The organism is Streptomyces himalayensis subsp. himalayensis (assembly GCF_013778455.1).
Lineage (GTDB): Bacteria > Actinomycetota > Actinomycetes > Streptomycetales > Streptomycetaceae > Streptomyces > Streptomyces himalayensis.
In genome coordinates this window covers 250,033-266,358 of sequence record NZ_JACEHE010000010.1, presented here as the reverse complement: position 1 = coordinate 266,358, position 16,326 = coordinate 250,033, and the positions used below count along the sequence as shown (strand labels likewise).

The 16,326-nt window shown below is 69.8% G+C and carries 15 protein-coding genes; 6 read left to right on the top strand and 9 right to left on the bottom strand.

Annotated features, from left to right (window positions below; all coding sequences use genetic code 11):
- Positions 1 to 16: 16 nt before the first annotated feature.
- From H1D24_RS18705 to H1D24_RS18695, 3 genes are all read right to left on the bottom strand, one after another.
- A complete protein-coding gene (locus tag H1D24_RS18705; protein WP_181658741.1) occupies positions 17 to 1,357 on the bottom strand; it encodes a gluconate:H+ symporter in 1,341 nt (446 codons plus the stop codon).
- Between the two features lie 283 nt (positions 1,358 to 1,640).
- The gene (locus tag H1D24_RS18700) at positions 1,641 to 2,588 is read right to left on the bottom strand and encodes a 5-dehydro-4-deoxyglucarate dehydratase (protein WP_181658740.1); all 948 of its coding nucleotides are present in this window, start codon (positions 2,586 to 2,588) and stop codon (positions 1,641 to 1,643) included.
- A 114-nt stretch (positions 2,589 to 2,702) separates the two neighbouring features.
- Positions 2,703 to 3,881, bottom strand: coding sequence for an L-talarate/galactarate dehydratase (locus tag H1D24_RS18695; protein ID WP_309484372.1), 1,179 nt, complete (start codon positions 3,879 to 3,881; stop codon positions 2,703 to 2,705).
- 166 nt (positions 3,882 to 4,047) lie between these two features.
- Here H1D24_RS18695 and H1D24_RS18690 point away from each other — a divergent pair, with 166 nt between their 5' ends.
- Entirely contained in the window at positions 4,048 to 4,923 is an 876-nt protein-coding gene (locus H1D24_RS18690; RefSeq protein ID WP_181658739.1) for a LysR substrate-binding domain-containing protein, read from the top strand.
- A gap of 34 nt (positions 4,924 to 4,957) precedes the next feature.
- On the opposite strand, the gene H1D24_RS18685 is transcribed toward H1D24_RS18690, so the two are convergent.
- The gene (locus H1D24_RS18685) at positions 4,958 to 6,928 is read right to left on the bottom strand and encodes a phosphatase PAP2 family protein (protein WP_258564150.1); all 1,971 of its coding nucleotides are present in this window, start codon (positions 6,926 to 6,928) and stop codon (positions 4,958 to 4,960) included.
- Positions 6,929 to 7,218: 290 nt separating this feature from the next.
- On the opposite strand from H1D24_RS18685, the gene H1D24_RS18680 reads away from it, so the two are divergent.
- Positions 7,219 to 7,833, top strand: coding sequence for a DUF4328 domain-containing protein (locus H1D24_RS18680; RefSeq protein WP_181658738.1), 615 nt, complete (start codon positions 7,219 to 7,221; stop codon positions 7,831 to 7,833).
- Positions 7,834 to 7,954: 121 nt separating this feature from the next.
- Here the strand turns inward: H1D24_RS18680 and H1D24_RS18675 are convergent, their stop codons facing one another.
- Entirely contained in the window at positions 7,955 to 8,797 is an 843-nt protein-coding gene (locus H1D24_RS18675) for a nitroreductase/quinone reductase family protein (RefSeq protein ID WP_181658737.1), read from the bottom strand.
- 634 nt (positions 8,798 to 9,431) lie between these two features.
- On the opposite strand from H1D24_RS18675, the gene H1D24_RS18670 reads away from it, so the two are divergent.
- Both H1D24_RS18670 and H1D24_RS18665 read left to right on the top strand, forming a co-directional pair.
- Positions 9,432 to 10,847: a VCBS repeat-containing protein gene (locus H1D24_RS18670; RefSeq protein ID WP_181658736.1), complete on the top strand. Its 1,416-nt coding sequence runs from the start codon at positions 9,432 to 9,434 to the stop codon at positions 10,845 to 10,847.
- Positions 10,848 to 11,118: 271 nt separating this feature from the next.
- Positions 11,119 to 11,865, top strand: coding sequence for an SAM-dependent methyltransferase (locus H1D24_RS18665; RefSeq protein ID WP_181658735.1), 747 nt, complete (start codon positions 11,119 to 11,121; stop codon positions 11,863 to 11,865).
- Positions 11,866 to 11,905: 40 nt separating this feature from the next.
- Here H1D24_RS18665 and H1D24_RS18660 read toward each other — a convergent pair whose 3' ends face one another.
- Positions 11,906 to 12,328, bottom strand: a complete 423-nt coding sequence (locus tag H1D24_RS18660) for an ATP-binding protein (RefSeq protein WP_309484371.1) — start codon at positions 12,326 to 12,328, stop codon at positions 11,906 to 11,908.
- Between the two features lie 196 nt (positions 12,329 to 12,524).
- On the opposite strand from H1D24_RS18660, the gene H1D24_RS18655 reads away from it, so the two are divergent.
- Both H1D24_RS18655 and H1D24_RS18650 read left to right on the top strand, forming a co-directional pair.
- Positions 12,525 to 13,367, top strand: coding sequence for a helix-turn-helix domain-containing protein (locus H1D24_RS18655; RefSeq protein ID WP_181658733.1), 843 nt, complete (start codon positions 12,525 to 12,527; stop codon positions 13,365 to 13,367).
- Entirely contained in the window at positions 13,364 to 13,627 is a 264-nt protein-coding gene (locus H1D24_RS18650) for a DUF397 domain-containing protein (protein WP_181658732.1), read from the top strand. The genes H1D24_RS18655 and H1D24_RS18650 overlap by 4 nt, the downstream gene beginning before the upstream one ends.
- A 58-nt stretch (positions 13,628 to 13,685) precedes the next feature.
- Here the strand turns inward: H1D24_RS18650 and H1D24_RS18645 are convergent, their stop codons facing one another.
- Genes H1D24_RS18645 through H1D24_RS18635 form a run of 3 tightly spaced genes read right to left on the bottom strand, consistent with a single transcriptional unit; the run spans position 13,686 to position 16,278 of the window.
- Entirely contained in the window at positions 13,686 to 14,603 is a 918-nt protein-coding gene (locus H1D24_RS18645; protein WP_181658731.1) for an ABC transporter permease, read from the bottom strand.
- Positions 14,600 to 15,424 (bottom strand): ABC transporter permease, encoded by an 825-nt coding sequence (locus tag H1D24_RS18640; protein WP_309484370.1) that lies wholly within the window; start codon positions 15,422 to 15,424, stop codon positions 14,600 to 14,602. The genes H1D24_RS18645 and H1D24_RS18640 overlap by 4 nt, the downstream gene beginning before the upstream one ends.
- Positions 15,421 to 16,278, bottom strand: coding sequence for an ABC transporter ATP-binding protein (locus H1D24_RS18635; protein ID WP_181658730.1), 858 nt, complete (start codon positions 16,276 to 16,278; stop codon positions 15,421 to 15,423). The genes H1D24_RS18640 and H1D24_RS18635 overlap by 4 nt, the downstream gene beginning before the upstream one ends.
- Positions 16,279 to 16,326 lie beyond the last annotated feature (48 nt).

Genomic DNA, 16,326 nt, shown 5'->3' with positions numbered 1-16,326 from the left:
CATTTGCCGGTCGGTCTTAGACGCTGAGAGTGTCCAGGGCCCACTCGACGGCGAGAACCCCGCCCAGGCCGAGGATCGCGAGCACGGTCGTGTACGTGGTCCGCGCCTTGATCGCGTCGAGGACCGACAGGTTGAAGTACTCCTTGAACATCCAGAAGCCGGGGTCGTTGACGTGGCTGAAGGCGATCGACCCGCAGGAGACGGCGAGCACCATGAGTTCGGGGTGGACGCCGCTGCCGGCGACGAGCGGCGCCACGATACCGGCGGCCGTGACGACGGCGACCGTCGCGGATCCGAGGGCGATGCGGAGGATGGCCGCGATGAGCCACGCAAGGATGATCGGCGAGATGTCCCAGCCGTCCGTGAAGTCCTTGATGTAGTCGGCGATGCCACCCTCGACGAGAACGCCCTTGTACGCGCCACCGGCACCGATGACCATGAGGATCAGGGCCATGGACTTGGCCGCCGAGACGCACGACGAGCTCACTTCGTCCAGTCCGCGGCCGATCCGCGGGCCGAACGCCCAGATGGCCAGGCACAGCGTCAGCAGGAGGGCGATGGGTGCCGAGCCGATGAAGTTGACGGCGTGCAGGACCGGGTTGTCCTTGTCGGACACCGCCATGTCGGTCACAGCAGCGCCCGCGATCAGTACGACGGGGACGAGGGCCACGAACAGGGACCAGGCCATGCTCGGCATCTCGTCGTCTTCGAAGACGCGCTCCGTGACCAGGCCGGTCGGGATGGACGGGTTCATCTTCCGGACGAACGGAAGCCGCGGCCACACCAGGGCGATGAGCGCGCCGAAGGGCACGGCGAAGAAGAGGCCGTAGAACAGCGTCTTGCCGACCGAGGCGTCGAAGGTGGCGGCCACCGCGGTGGGGCCGGGGTGGGGCGGCAGGAAGCTGTGCATCGTGGACAGGGCGATCGACATCGGGAGGCCCACCCACAGCAGGTTCTTGCGGGTGACGCGGACGATGGTGAACGCGACCGGCACGATGATGACGAAGGCGACCTCGTAGAACATCGTCACGCCGATGAGCATGGCCGTCACGACCATGGCGACCTGCACATAGTGCTCACCGAAGGCGTCGATGAGTTTGTTCGCTATTCGCTGGGCGGCGCCCGAGTCTCCCATGACGCGGCCCAGCATGGCGCCGAGTCCGACGACGAGCATGGTGTCGCCGATCTGGCCGCCGACGCCCTCCCCGAGGACGTCCGCGATCTCCGCGGCCGGAATCCCCTGGACCAGCGCGACCCCGACGGCCACCAGGAGGAGGGAGATGAAGCCGTTGAGTTTCAACCTGGTCATGAGGAACAGCAGGATCAGTACGCTGATTCCGACGACGACAAGAGGCATGGTGCAGTTCCCCTTTGAACTGTGCTCAGTTGATGGCCCTGGTCCATCGGGCGTCCGTCATGCGTCGTACGGACCAGGGCGGTGAAGTACCGGGGGTGGCGTGGCGGCCGGGCGTGGCGCCCGGGTGGGCCGGTGCCGGTGGGTGTGGCTCACGGGCATGGGTGTTCGCGTGCACGACAGGGCGGAGGCCGGTGCCGGGTGCTGCGAACCGGTCTCCGTGGTGGTACGGCGTTGCTGGTGCGTGGCCGTCACGCAGAGATGTCGGCCACGGGTCGGACGGGGCTCACGCCCCGGCGCCCACCAGCCCCAGACCCGCCTCGAGCAGCTTCTCCAGGTCGGCCAGGTCCTCCGGGCCGGGTTCGGTGAGCGGGGCGCGGACCGGGCCGACGGGCTTGCCGCGCAGCCGCGCCGCGGCCTTGACCAGGGAGACCGCGTAGCCGGGTACCCGGTCCCGGAGCTCGACGAGCGGGACGTAGAAACCGCGGAGCAGTTCGTCGGTCCTGGCCTGGTCGCCGTTCTGGAAGGCGGTGAAGAAGGCGTTCGCGATCTCGGGTGCGAAGGCGTGTACCGCCGACGAGTAGGCGGGCACGCCGATGGCGGCGTACGCGCGGGCTTGTACTTCGGCGGTGGCGGCCCCGTTGAAGAAGAGCAGGTGGTCGGGCGCGGCGAGGGTGAGGCGCTGCAGACGGTCCAGGTCGCTGTGTCCGTCCTTGAGACCGATGACCGTGGGGATCTCCGCGATGCGGCGCAGGCTCTCGACGGTGAAGGCCACCTGGTCGCGCTGGTAGGCGATGAGCGGCAGCTCGGTGCCGGCGGCGATGCGGCGCACCTGCTCGACGAGGCCGTCCTGCGGGGCCTTGAGGAGGTAGTGGGGAAGCACCAGCGCGGCGTCCGCACCGGCCTCCTCCGCGATCCGCGCGAAGCGCAGGGCCTGCGCCCAGCCGTAGCCGATGCCTGCGACGACCGGCATACGTCCGTCGGCCACCTCTACCGCCGCGGAGACGACCTGGCGGTACTCGTCCTCGTCGAGCGCGGTGAACTCGCCCGTGCCGCACGCAGGGAAGACCGCGCCCGGAGCGGTGGCCAGCTGATCGGCCAGGTAGGCGCGGTAGGCGTCCAGGTCGAGGCTGCCGTCTTCCGTGAAGCTGGTGAGGGGGAAGGACAGCACGCCGCCCGCCATGCCGTCCCGCAGCCGTCGCGCGACGTCCTGGGCCGCCGTGTTCAGTGACATGTACTTGTCTCCATGTAGAGGGACTCGTTGTACGTACGCAGTCGTACGTACGAAGAGGGAAGTCGAGGTGAGGCACCCGGCTGGTGAATGTGAGCCACGGGCACCCCGGATGCTTCAGGGCCGCGCGCCCACCTCGTGCACCGCCTGGGTCCAGGCCCGGGCCTGCTCGCTGAGGGTGATGCCGAGGCCGGGCCGCGATGACACGTGCATGCGGCCGTCGCTGATGTGGAGGCGCTCGTTGAACAGGGGCTCCAGCCAGTCGAAGTGCTCCACCCACGGCTCGTACGGGTAGGCGGCGGCGAGGTGGAGGTGGATCTCCATGGCGAAGTGGGGCGCGAGCTGCACGTGCTGGTGCTCGGCGAGGGCGGCGAGCTTGAGGAACTGGGTGATGCCGCCGATGCGGGGCGCGTCCGGCTGGATGATGTCAGCCGCGTTGTGGCGCAGCAGCTCGTAGTGCTCGGCCACGCTGGCGAGCATCTCGCCCGTCGCCACGGGCGTGTCCAGCGAGGCGGCGAGGGCGGCGTGGCCCTGGGCGTCGTATGCGTCGAGGGGTTCCTCGATCCAGGTCAGGCCGAACTCCTCGAGGGCGCGCCCCATGCGCTGCGCGGTGGGCCGGTCCCACTGCTGGTTGGCGTCGACCATGAGGGGCACGTCGTCGCCGAGGTGCTCGCGTACGGCGGTCAGACGACGCAGATCCGCCTTCCCGTCGGGCTGGCCCACCTTGATCTTGATGCCGCCGATACCGCTGGCGAGGGATGCGGTGGCGTTCTCCAGGACCTGCTCGGTCGGGGTGTGAAGGAAGCCGCCGGAGGTGTTGTAGCAGCGGACGGAGTCGCGGTGCGCGCCCAGCAGCTTGGCGAGGGGCAGACCGGCCCGCTTGGCCTTGAGGTCCCACAGGGCGATGTCGAAGGCCGCGATGGCCTGCGTGGAAAGGCCGCTGCGGCCGACCGATGCGCCCGCCCACACCAGCTTCGTCCAGATTCTGGCGATATCGCTGGGGTCCTCGCCGATCAGAGCGGGGGCGATCTCCTTCGCGTGCGCGAACTGGCCAGGGCCGCCCGCGCGCTTCGAGTAACTGAAGCCGATGCCCTCGTGCCCCTGCTCGGTACCGACCTCGACGAAGAGGAAGGCGACCTCGGTCATCGGCGCCTGGCGTCCCGTGAGGACCTTGGCGTCACTGACGGGAGTGGCCAGCGGAAGGGTGACCGAGGAGAGCTTGAGCCAGGAGATCCTGTCCAGGGTCGCCTCGCCCTGGTGCGCGACGTGCGGCGTCATGTTCGTTGTACTCACCACTGGAGAGCTCCGGTGCCTGGGATGGGTGGATGGCGACGGGCCTGTCCAGAAGGCCCCTCGCGGTGCCGGCCGGAGCATCCCGCTCAGCCGTTGCCCTTGAAGCTAAGGCGCCGGAAGATTCACGTCTAACTCAAATTTTGCATGCACTGATACCGGGAGAGCATCGTTGTTCACACTCGCGCAACTGACGAGTTTCGTGGCCGTTGCAGAAGAGCTGCACTTCACACGTGCGGCCGAGCGGCTCCGGATGACGCAGCCCCCGCTGAGCCGGCAGATCCGGCAGCTGGAGAACGACCTCGGTGTCCAGCTCCTCAACCGTACGAACAAGTCGGTACGGCTGACGCCCGCGGGGCGGGCCTTCCTGATCGAGGCCCGGGGCATCCTGCGCCAGTCCGAGAACGCCGCCCTCGCCGTCCGGCAGGTCTCGACGGGAGAAGCGGGCAGCATCACCATCGGATTCACCGCCGCAAGCGCCCACTCCATGCTCGGCACGCTTCTGCGCACGGCCCGCGAGGCCGTGCCCCTAGCGGAGATCGTCCTGCGCGAGATGGTCACCCGCGACCAGCTGGCGGCACTCGCGGACAACAGCCTGGACCTGGGGCTCATCCGGCCCTCGGTCACCGGCCCGGATCTGCGGACCAGACCCGCCGTACGGGAACAGCTGCTCGCCGCCCTGCCGGCGGGGCACGCACTGACGGCGCGCGAGGGAGCGCTCCGGATCGCGGACTTCCACGGTCAGGAGCTGCTGATGTACTCACCCACGGAAGCCCGCTACTTCCACGAACTGCTCATCAGCATCTTCCGGACCGCCCACGTCACGCCCGTCTACTCCCAGTATCTGAGCCAGGTCCACAGCATCCTGGCCCTCGTCAACTGGGGCCTCGGGGTGGCTCTGGTCCCCGAGGCCGCCGCGCAGCTGCGGTATGCCGATATCGTCTTCAAGCCGGTCGAACTACCCATACCCGAGCCTGTGGAACTCGACCTGGTGTGGCGCAGGAACAACGACAACCCGGCTCTGCACACACTCCTCCGCCACCTGTGACGAAGGCGCGCTCCGGTTCCCGTCTCTTCTCAGGTCACTTCAGGCGTACGGACAGCCCGTTCGCGGAGTACGAGGGGACAGCCTCGTACGTACCGCCCTCCGCCCGGACGGTGATGGTGCCGAACCTGCCGCGCAGGCCGCCGCCGGCTCGGAGGACCTGGACGACGGTGCCCACGGCGGGAGAACCCTCGACCTGGAGGTGCAGGACGCTGCCCCGGCCGAGGACCGCCGCGCCGGAGACGGTCAGGGCAGGGCGGCCGCAGTCGCCGACCGCCACGGTGAGCGTCGCGCCGGAGGACTGGCCGTAGCTGCCGCGCACCCGGGCACCGTCCATGGCCGTCAGCCGGAGGGAGCCGCCGAGGACCCGGACGTCGCCCGCGCCGAGAGCGGCCGGGGATGCGGCGACGAGGGTGCCGGCCTCCACGGACGTACCGCCGGTGTAGCGGTTGGTGCCCGCCAGGGTCAGGGACCCCGTGCCGAGCTTGGTGAGGGAGCCAGGCCCTTCGATGTCGTTGCGCCAGGCGTCGGCCGCATGGAAACCGCCCTGGGAGGCGTCCATGTCCACGCGCACCTCGCCGTCGAAGGCGCCGTAACCGTCCGCCGCGGCGAAGAGGTCGAGCCGTCCCCACTGCTCGGGGCCGTCCAGCAGGGCGTACCCGGAGGCCAGGGCGGTGGTGCGGAGGACCTCGCGGCGCTGCTCGGCGGTGAGGTAGGGCAGCCGGGTCTCGATGAGCACCTCGGCACCCTTCGGCGCGGTCATCGGGACGTTCGTGATGCCGCGCCTGGGCAGGATGTACGTCAGCCGCGGGGTGACCGCGCGCTTGTTGGCGGCCCGGTCCGCGTAGGGGTCGGTGTCGGTGCCCGCCGAGTGCGCGTAGGCGTACAGCGTGTCGGCCGTGGTGCCGGTCTTGGCCTGGAGGTATGAGGCTGCCTGCTGCCGTGCCGCGGCCTTGAGCTCGGCGTTGGCCGGGTCGTACAGCGCGGCCGCGGCGAGTGCCGTGGCGAGGATGCGGCCGCCCATGACGTCGAGGGCGGAGTGCATGCCGGAGAGGATCCGAGTGTGGCTCGCCGCGGACGCGTGGGCCACCAGCTCCTGGAACCGCTCGGGTATCGCGTACGCGAGGGCCAGGGCGGCCAGGTAGAGGGCGTTGGTGTGGCCGCTGGGGTAACCGCCGTCCTCGGCGGGGGCGGTGCTGCGCTGGCGGAGCAGCTGCGGGGCGACGACCACGTCGGACTTGTAGACGGGGAGGCCGAAGGCGTCCGTGGCGCCTGTGTCGACGACCTCGTTGTCCTCCGTCATCCGCCAGGGCCGCGGGTACTGGTACGCGAACTTGCCCGGGTTGCTGGAGGCGTGCGGGCCGCGCAGGGTCTGAACGAGCTGAACCACCTTGCCCAGCTCGGAGTCAGGGGCCCCGGCCCCGATGGCGGAACCGGCGGGCGCACCCGCGGGTACGCCGTCGCTGACCTTCCCGGCCGGGGTGCCGTCGGGGGCGCTGGTGATGCTGGTGACGGCCTTGGCCCCGGCCCGGTAGACCTCGGTGAGCGGGCCGAGACCGGCGGTGGCCGCGTAACTCTGGTCCTGGCGGTCGTAGATGAAGGACTGCCGGGCCTCTTCGTCGGTACGGCGCCCGGTGAGCGCGATCGAGTAGCGCATGTTGGCGCGTAGCACGTCGGCGGCGATCGGGGTGCCGTTGTTCCAGGCGGTTCCGGTCTCCCAGAGGCGCTGCATTCCGGAGAGGATGCGGACGGCGGCGTTGGTCTCGGGGGTGAGGTTGTCGACGGTGTTGGTCAGATAGTCGTCGACGAAGGCGCGTACGGCCGCTGCCGCGTTCGCTGCCGCCTCGGCCGCGTGGGCCTGCTGGCCGGGCACCCAGGCGAGGGCCGTGGGAGCGGCGATCAGCCCCGCCGAGAGACCGGCGGAGCGCTTGAGGAAGCTCCGCCGGTCCACGCGGGCGCTGTCCACACGAGCGCCGTCCATGCGGACCATGGGATTACGTGCCGTCATGCTCTCTGTTCTCCGCTCCACAAGCGCTTACCGCCGACTGATGGTGCGGTGGAGTGTATGGGGCCCGTGAGGCTGGTGAGAGCGGCGTCATCCAAACGCAAAGAGTTCAGCGAATGAACTCCGGTATCCCGATCCGGGCGGCGCCGGCCCGGACTCGTGTATCTTCATGCGGCGCCCGTACGTCCGCGGGTCACGCACACATCCGTGGGGGCCACAGAATGTCCGCGAGCGTCAGTGGACCGGTGCTCGGCTTGTTCGCTCTCCGCCCGCTTCGTCGCCTTGCAATGGCGGTGTGCGCCGCACTTGCCCTCACGATCGCAGCGGATCTGTTCTCCATATACGCGGGCCTGGCTGCGCGCAGTCAGGTGGGACCCGCCTTCTCCGACACCGCTTCGATGTCGGCCCTGCTGGACTGGAATCAGGCACAACTGGTGTACAGCCGCGCCGGGAGCGCTCAGCTACTGCTGCTCGTGGTGACAGCATGCGTGTTCCTGGTCTGGTTCAGCCGCGCTCGCCGCAACGGCGAGGTCTTCGCGCTCGACGGGTTCACCCGCAAGCCCGGCTGGGCGGTCGGCAGCTGGTTCGTCCCGGTGGGCAACCTTTGGATGCCGTACCGCATCGCCGTGGAGATCTGGCGGGCCAGCAGCCCTGGGCGGACGTCCCCGACGTTGGTGAACGCCTGGTGGGCGGCTTGGATCACGGCGTCGCTGCTCTCCTGGTTCGGCGGGCAGTCCTACGGTCGGGCCGAGGAAGCGGATGCCATCGAACAGGCTGTCTCCGTCCTGCTCCTGGCTGATGTCCTGGACATCGCTGCCGCCGTCCTCGCAATGGCGTTCGTGTGGCGGCTGTCGGGGATGCAGGATGCCAAGGCCACACATGCTCAGGGGCCCCTCACCTCCCTGTGAGCAACGGGCCAGGGGCACCTGATGACACCGCGCGCGTCCGAGCGCCAGTAGGCGCGATCAGGCCCGAGTTAGTCGGGGCGACGCCCCGACTACCGGCACCCGATGTGGCGGGGATCCGAGATCAGCTGGCCGACGCGTCCAGGATCGGGATCAGTTGCTGCTCCTCATAGGTCAGATGGGCGTCGAGTTCGTCTGTGAGCCGCTCCACCTCGGCGAGTAACCGGTGGGGGTCCGCGTCCTCGTGGGAGATGACCTCCTGCAGGTCGGCGAGGAGCGCCGCGATCTTCTGGTGTTCCCGGTGCAGCCGGTCCATCGTCGGGGCGAGCTCGGCATGGCGCTCGGCGAGGAACGGGAACATCGCGGTGTCCTCGCCGGTGTGGTGGATGTGCAGTCCCTGGCAGAGCGTCAGGCAGTTCACCCGGAGCTGGGCGCCCAGTCCTCCGGGACCGGACTCGGTGATCTCCTTTCTGATCAGGGCGAGTTCGCGCCGGAAGGCGTCATGGATCAGCTTGAGGGCCGCGCCCACCGAGGACGCGTTCGGGTTCGGTGGGCCGGGGACCGCCTGCAGCGCCACGACGGGGATGACCCGGGTGGTCTTCGCCTGGTAGTCGGCCCACCCGGGTTCCGCCTCGACCGCGCGGGCGAAGACACGGTCGCGTTCGGCGCCCTCCAGGACGACGGCGTCCGCTTCGTACGTGAAGACGCCGTCCTCGACCGTGACGCGCGGATTCGCCACGATGTTGTGGAACCAGTCCGGGTGCTTCGGCGCCCCGGCGGCCGAGGCGATGACCAGGACCCGTTCGCCGCCGTCGGGAAGGTAGCCGAGGGGGGTCGTGTGCCGGGCGCCGGACCGCGCTCCGGTGGTGGTCAGGAGGAGCAGCCGGGCTCCCTCGAAGTATCCACCGACGCGCCCTTCGTTGGCGCGGAACTCCTCGATGATCTGCTGGTTGAAATCGTTCGGCATTCTCTGTTTCTTCTCCGGTTCGGGGTCGGGCTGCCTGGTTCACGGGCAGGGCGAAATCACCGCCGTACGGAACGATCGCGAAGGCGGTATGGGGATGCGGGAAAAAGGGGTCCGGGGCGAAGGCGAAATGCTCGCTATTGCCGCGTGAGCCTCACGGAGGCACTCACAGGCACCCGGAACCCGCTGGTCAGCGACGCGGAAAAGGGGGCAGGCGGGCTTCTGGCCCGCCTCGCGCTCACGTCGAGGCCGGGTGCCCTACTCGTTCGTGGCCCATGGCCGACCCGGCAGTCACGGGCTCAACGTATTCCACCCAACGCGCCCTGGCAACGCGTATTTTCAGGCCGGTACGACGAGAAATCACGCCCACACGGACAGCGTCCCCGCAGCGCCGCACGCCCGTCCCGAAACCGTGGTCCGGCTGCCTACGCCCATGAACAGTGGTCGGAGGCGATCGGCATCCTGGACCGCCTCGACCCGCACGGGGTGTTCGGCAACGCCTTCACGGACACGTTGGTCCGCGTGTGACCAGCGCTTGTCCGGCCGGTCCGGCGCGCCCGTTCCTCTGATCGCAACTGGGCAACAGTCGTCCCCTCCCACTGGAGTCGGCACGGCGCGGGATGTGAGGGTGAGGCGCATGAAGTCTCGTACCGCCCTGCCGGCCTTCGCTGTCTGCGCCGTCTGCGTTGTGCTCGCACCTCTCACCGGATGCGGCGGTAGCGGAACGGGCCACGAGCCGTCTCCTGCTGTCGGAGTGCCCACCTCGCCGGCCGAGAGCCGGGCGCCGGCCCCGGGGAAGGGGTCGAAGGACCCCGACGACATCAACGGCGACGGGTACCGCGACCTCATGCTGCCCGTCCCCGGCGGCGAACGGATCGTCGTGCTCTACGGCTCGGCGAAGGGGCTCGACTCCTCGACCCGCACGGTCTACGACCGCCGCGACCTGGGCCTGCCGGATCCGCCGGACGACGTGGCCGCGAGCAACCCTCTCGCCCCGGACACGGTCGCCGATCTGGACGGCGACGGCTTCCCGGACTTCGTCACGACCGTCATGGGCGAGCGCGTCGAGGACCGGCGGATCGTCGACGCACGCACCGCCCCGTACGTGACCTGGGGCGGACCCGGCGGGCCCACGGCAGGGGCCGGGGCGACCCCGGTACGGCTGCCGCAGAGCGCATCGAAACTGGGCCTTCGGTCCCTGGTGCGCGGCGACTTCGACGGGGACGGGCACCACGACCTCGCGGGCCTCGCGAAGAACGGGTCGTCCCTGGTGATGCTGTACGGCCCGTTCACGCGGTCCGGCGTGCCGACGCGCACCGATACCGGCCTGACCGATACCGGCCTGCCGTTGTCGGATGGCCAACTCGTCGTGGACGCCATCGATCCGTCCGGCGAGCCGCGCGCCACCTCCCTGCTGCTCCACGAACAGAACGACGGTGAGCAGTCCGGCAGCATCCTCTACCCGGCCCGCCGCGGCACCGGCCTGTCCGCGAACGGCAGGCAGCTACGCCTCGGCAACGCCCACGCGTTCGGCGACTTCGACGGCGACGGGCTGCGCGATGTGGCCGTCGGGGACGATGGCGGCCGCAATAACGAGCCCGGCTACCAGACGGAGGCGCCCGAAGTCGACGGATCGCTCGCCGTGTACCCGGGCAGTGGCGGTGCACCGGTCACGTACCGGCTGCCGGAGGTGCCCGAGGGTGCGGGCACCGACTACGGGCCCGGCGGTTTCGTGGCCGCCGACCCGGACGGCGACGGCCGCGACGGCGTCCTCGTCGCCACGTACGAGGGTGCCACGCTCATCGACGGCGAGAAGCGCACCTCTGTCCTGCGCGAAGTGCAGAAGGGGCCCGCGAAATGGCGGCACGCCCGGCCCGCGGGTGCCGCCGACTTCGACCGTGACGGCAAGGACGAGTTGATCCTCAACTGGGCGTCCGGCACCCTGTTCGGCCTGTACGGCGAGAACCCCACCCACTGGTGGATCACCGACGGCACGACGTCCCGGGACCAGGCGTCCTTCACGACGACGGGGCTCGCTCCGCGCGCCTCCTGAGGCTGTTGCTTTGGCCGTTCGCGCGGCGGTGTGGTGTCGGTGGGCGGCGTACCGGCGCAGCCAGGACGCGGGACGGTCGTGACAAGGCGCCTTCCCGCAGGACGCGAAATCAGATGGACATGACGATCCCAGTGGCCGTACGGTCGGCCGGTCCCTGCTGTTCGCGCGTCCGAAGAGGTGCATTTCATGACGGTCCAGGCAATCGCGGCCAGCTTCCACCGGCCGCCTTCCCCAGCCGTTCTGACCTCTTCGAACCAAAGGACTCCCAGAAGTGGATCTGCCACGTAGCTTCACCATCCGCGAGAGCAGCCATCGCCTCTGCAACCCGTTCACCAGCGAGAAACTGGCCATCCTCGGTCAGGCCATCAGCCCATCGCCGGGCACGAGCATGCTCGACCTCGCCTGCGGCAAGGGCGAGTTGCTGTGCACCTGGGCGCGCGACCACGGCGTGACCGGCACCGGCGTCGACATCAGCACCGTCTCCATCGGCGCCGCCCGCGCGCGGGCCGTCGAACTGGACGTGGCCGACCGGGTCGGCTTCGTGCACGGGGACGCGTCGGGCCATGTCGCCGACGATCCGGTCGGCATCGCTGCATGCGTGGGCGCCACCTGGATCGGCTTCGGCGTGCCGGGCACGGTCGAACTCCTTCGGCGCAGCCTCGCCCCCGGCGGCATGATGCTGATCGGTGAACCGTACTGGCGCCGCGAGCCCCTGGACCAGGCCACCGTCGAGGCATGCCATATGTCTCGCAAGGACGAGTGTCTTCCGCTTCCTGAACTGCTCGAGCAATTCGGGGACTTGGGCTGCGACGTCGTGGAAATGGTCCTGGCCGACCAGGACAGCTGGGACCGGTACGTCGCGGCGCAGTGGCTCAACATCCGCCGCTGGCTCGACGCCAACCCCGACGACGAGCTGGCCGACGAGATGCGCGAGGAACTCGCCACGTCTCCCGTCCTGCACGCCAGGTACCAGCGCGAGTACCTCGGGTGGGGCGTGTTCGTACTGATGAACCGCTGACGCACCACCCCAGGTGAGCCCCGGCGCAACCCGCCGGGGCTCACCCTTTCGGGCCGTCGTCATGCCGTACGCGGTGATCCCGGACCTCCGCCCAGACGGTCTTGCCCACGCCGTCCGTACGCGGGTCCACTCCCCACCGGTCCGCCAGCGAGTCGACGAGCACCAGCCCCCGGCCGCCCTCGGCCTCGCCGCCCGCAGGGAACATCGCAGGCAGCCGCTCCCCTCTCGTGTCGTCGACCTCGATCCGTACGGTCCCTTCCGTCACCGCCAGCCGGATCCGGAAGTCCCGTCCCGGCAGGCGCCCGTGCCGGACCGCGTTCGCGGCGAGTTCGGCCGTGATCAGCGTGACGGCTTCGTTCAGCTCCGACGCGTACGGCCAGCCCCACGCGTCGAGCCGCTCGGCGACCAGGCGACGGGCCAGGCGGGCGCCGCGGGGCGTGGAGCTGAGTTGTTGGCTGAACACACGTACGGTAACCGGGTTTTGCGGTTTCGTCTCGGGCGACATGGCTTAACCATCGGGCCCGGCACCCCCGTTCACCAGGCGCTCAACTCGTACGCTGAGTCAGCGTACGGGTACGAGGGGTGGACGGTACGGGTAACTCGCTGTAACGATAGGTGCTTTGCGGGGCGGACACCATTGCACTCGGGGGGACCCGGACATGGCCGACAGCAACAGCGACCACTGCGGCACCAGCGAACCTGAACCGTCGGACAGCCTCAAGACCTTCGGCGCCGTCCTCCAGGGTTTCCGCGAGAACGCGCGCATCACCCAGGAGGCACTGGCCGGGGACATGGGGTACTCACCTCACTTCGTCGCCTCCGTCGAGCAGGGCAGACGGCTTCCCTCCAAGGAGTTCGTCGAGCGGGCGGAGCAGGCACTCGACGGCCTGGGCGTGCTCCGGAAGGCGGCGAAGCATCTGACTCGGAAGCAGGGGCTGGCGTCGTGGTTCCGCCAATGGGCGGATCTGGAGCAGCACGCGATCAGCCTGTACACATACGAATGCCGGTTGGTACCAGGGCTGTTGCAGACGGAGGCGTATGCGCGGACGCTCTTCGAGAACCAACTGCCGCCGCTGGGCGACGATCAGGTCGAGGCCCAGTGGACAGCGCGCGCCGAACGGCAGCGATTGCTATGGGATCGGCCGAATACCGCGTACAGCTTCCTCTTGGAGGAGCACCTGTTCCTACGCCGCATGGGCGGGGTGGAGGTCACCCGGGAACTAATCGACCATGTGCTTGGGGTCGCTAAGCAGCGGAACGTCGAGGTCCAGGTCATGCCGCTGGTGAGGGAGACACATGCCGGTCTTGACGGTCCCATGCAATTGCTGGAGACCGCGGGCAACCAGTGGTTCGCATACAACGAGGGGCAGCGCGGTGGTCAGTTCATCTCCGACCCGAAAGAGATCAGCGTGCTCCAGATGCGGTATGCCAGGATGCGTTCGCAGGCTCTCCCCCTCGAAGACTCCGTGAGCCTGTTGCAGCGGACGCGAGGAGCGCTATGAGCACTGACGAACTGGCCTGGTTCAAGAGCAGCTACAGCAGCGGCGATTCCGGCGACTGCCTCGAAGCCGCCCTCTCCTGGCGCAAGTCCAGCTACAGCAGCGGCGGCGACGGCGACTGCCTCGAAATCGCCCCCTGCCCCACCACCATCCACATCCGCGACTCCAAGAACAAGCAGGGTCCCCAGCTCGCCCTCTCCCCCACCGCGTGGGCGGACTTCGTGGCGTTCGCCGCCGCGGACGCCCCTTACCCGGCCCGGTAAGGGCGGCGCACCCTCAGCTCAACCCCCGTGGTGCCCTCCGTCCCCGCCGTGTTCATCCTCAGCCGCCCGGGCGGGTGTCGGGAGCGAAGCGGGCGAGGGCGAGGGTCTCCACGGCCGCGATGGCGTTGTAGGCCAGCGCCGACACGGCGGTGAGCACCGCCACCGAGGCCCACAGATGGTCGTAGTCGAAGGTCGAGGAGTCCTGCAGCATGGCGTAGCCGAGGCCCTTGCCGGTGGAGAGCCACTCGGCGAGCATCGCGCCGATCAGCGCGCCCGGTACGCCGACCCGGGCGCTGGCGAAGAACGCCGGTACCGCGCTGGGCAGCATCACCTTGCGGGCCACCGTCCAGTCGCCGCCGCCGTACGCGCGGCACAGGTCGGCGGCCTGACGGGACGCGGATCTGAGGCCGAAGGTCATGGTGACCAGCGCGGGGAAGAAGACGACGAGTCCGCTGATGACCGTCGTACCCAGCAGGTCACGTCCGAAGATCAGCGTGATCAGCGGGGTCATGGCGACCAGCGGCACGGATCGTACGACGACCGCGATGGGCAGGAGTGCCTGTTCGACGCTCCGGGAGAGTACGAAGACGAGGGCCACCGCCGCGGCCGCCGCGAGGCCTGCCGCGAAACCGAGGCCGGCGTCGAGCAGCGTGCGGCCGAGGCCGGACGCCACGATCGAGCGGTGCTCGGCGGCCTGCGCGCCCTCGAAGAGGTAACGCCACACGTCTGCCGGGGACTTGGCCACCAGCGGGTCTAGGTCGTAGACCTGCAGGAAGACGATCCACAGCGCGATGACGGCGGCCAGAGTGGTGACCAGGTTGGTGAGCGGGCGCAGCAGGCGTGCTGCCCCGGCGGCGCGGTGTCGCACCGCGTCCCCCCGGTCCGGTGCCGCGCCCGCCCCCCCGGCCGCGCCCGTCCCCCCGGCGGGCGGCGGTCCGGCAGGGTCGGTCGCGCTCCCCCATGCGGTCGTACTCATACGCCCCCGCCCTCCACCGTCGTACTGCGCGACCACGGCACGGCGAACCGGGCGACGAGCCCGACCGCGCCGTAACCCACGCCTGCCACCGCGCCCGACACCAGGGCGATGCCCCAGGTGCGGGTCACGTCGAGCTGCTGCTGACTGATCGTCATGGCGATGCCCAGGCCGTTGTCCACCCGGCCGAGGTACTCCCCGATGATGGCGCCGAGCAGCGCGGCGGGTGCTGCGATCTTGAGTGCGGCGAGTGTGCTCGGCAGCGCGGCGACGAGGCGTACGCGGCGCATCTGCTGCCACCGTCCGCCGCCGTACGCGCGCACCAGGTCGAGCGAGGCCCGGTCGGCCGAGCGCAGCCCCATCAGGGCGCCGACGAGCGTGGTGAAGAAGACCGAGAGGCCGGCCATCGCCGCCATCGGCTTGTCCCCGTCGAGGACGAGCGACAGGATCGGGCCGACGGCCACGATGGGCAGGCAGTACGAGGCGACGGCGAGCTGGATGATCAGCCGTTCCAGTTGGGGCACGAGCAGCACCAGGACCGCGCAGGCCAGCGCCAGGCCGTTGCCGAGGAGGTAACCGCGTACGGCCTCGTCGGCGGTCTGGCCGATGTGCGGGCCGTAGAAGGTCCAGCCGTCCTGGAAGATCTTGCTCACCACCGCCCAGGGCGTCGGGACGCCGTCACCGGTGCCCAGGACGGTCGTGGCCAGCAGGGACCAGGCCGCCAACAGGAAGACGATGCCTGCCGCGCCCCCGGCCCACGCGGACGGCGGTCGCAGCACCCAGCGCAGTCCAGCGGCCGCGTACGCGGATGTCTGCGAGCTCACAGCGACTCCGTTCCGGACGCTTCGGAGCGGCCGAAGAGCAGCTCCGAGAGCTGGTCGGCGTACGCGTGGAACTCCGGCGAGCGCATCATCTCGGGTGTACGCGGCCGCGGCAGGTCGATGGTGACCGTCTCCACGATCCGGCCTGGCCTCGGCGACATCACGGCGACGGTGTCGCTCAGCAGCACCGCCTCGTTGATGGAGTGCGTCACCAGCAGGGTCGTCACCGCCCGGGCCTGCCAAATGCGCTGCAGTTCCAGGTTGAGCCGCTGCCGGGTCATGTCGTCCAGGGCGCCGAACGGCTCGTCGAGCAGCAGTACTTTCGGGTCGACGACGAGCGAGCGGGCGATGGCGACGCGCTGCCGCATACCGCCCGAGAGCTGGGCCGGGCGGGCCTTCTCGAAGCCTTCGAGTCCGACCAGTTTGATGAGGTCGGAGACCACCGAGCGGTCGGCCGACATGCCGCTGATCTCCAGCGGCAGCCGGATGTTGGAGGTGACCGAGCGCCAGGGCAGCAGCGCGCTGTCCTGGAAGGCGATGCCGAGGTGGTGCCGGCGACGGGCGGACTCCGGGTCCTCGCCGTGTACGAGCGCCGTGCCCGATGTCGGTGTGTCGAGACCGGCGAGGATCCGCAGGACGGTCGACTTGCCGCAGCCGGACGGCCCGAGCAGCGCGAGGAACTGCCCTTCGCGGGTGTCGAGGTCGACGGTGTCGAGGGCTTTCACCCGGCGCCTGCCGAGGCGGAACTCCTTGCTCAGCCCGCGCAGGGACAGCCCGGTGCCGGTCCCCGCCGGAGTGGCCTCCCCCGGATCGGGCGCGCCGGTCCCTTCGGACGCGTCCTTGGCTGCGGTGCTCATCAGTTGGTGACCTCTGTTGTGTGTGTCTGGTCGGTGTGAGAGGTGAGG

Bases quoted from the DNA above. Each gene is read 5' to 3' on its own strand.
- H1D24_RS18655 (WP_181658733.1), top strand. From the start codon at position 12,525: ATGGCCGACAGCAACAGCGACCACTGCGGCACCAGCGAACCTGAACCG.
- H1D24_RS18635 (WP_181658730.1), bottom strand. From the start codon at position 16,278: ATGAGCACCGCAGCCAAGGACGCGTCCGAAGGGACCGGCGCGCCCGAT.
- H1D24_RS18705 (WP_181658741.1), bottom strand. From the start codon at position 1,357: ATGCCTCTTGTCGTCGTCGGAATCAGCGTACTGATCCTGCTGTTCCTC.
- H1D24_RS18670 (WP_181658736.1), top strand. From the start codon at position 9,432: ATGAAGTCTCGTACCGCCCTGCCGGCCTTCGCTGTCTGCGCCGTCTGC.
- H1D24_RS18685 (WP_258564150.1), bottom strand. From the start codon at position 6,928: ATGACGGCACGTAATCCCATGGTCCGCATGGACGGCGCTCGTGTGGAC.
- H1D24_RS18645 (WP_181658731.1), bottom strand. From the start codon at position 14,603: ATGAGTACGACCGCATGGGGGAGCGCGACCGACCCTGCCGGACCGCCG.
- H1D24_RS18675 (WP_181658737.1), bottom strand. From the start codon at position 8,797: ATGCCGAACGATTTCAACCAGCAGATCATCGAGGAGTTCCGCGCCAAC.
- H1D24_RS18650 (WP_181658732.1), top strand. From the start codon at position 13,364: ATGAGCACTGACGAACTGGCCTGGTTCAAGAGCAGCTACAGCAGCGGC.
- H1D24_RS18700 (WP_181658740.1), bottom strand. From the start codon at position 2,588: ATGTCACTGAACACGGCGGCCCAGGACGTCGCGCGACGGCTGCGGGAC.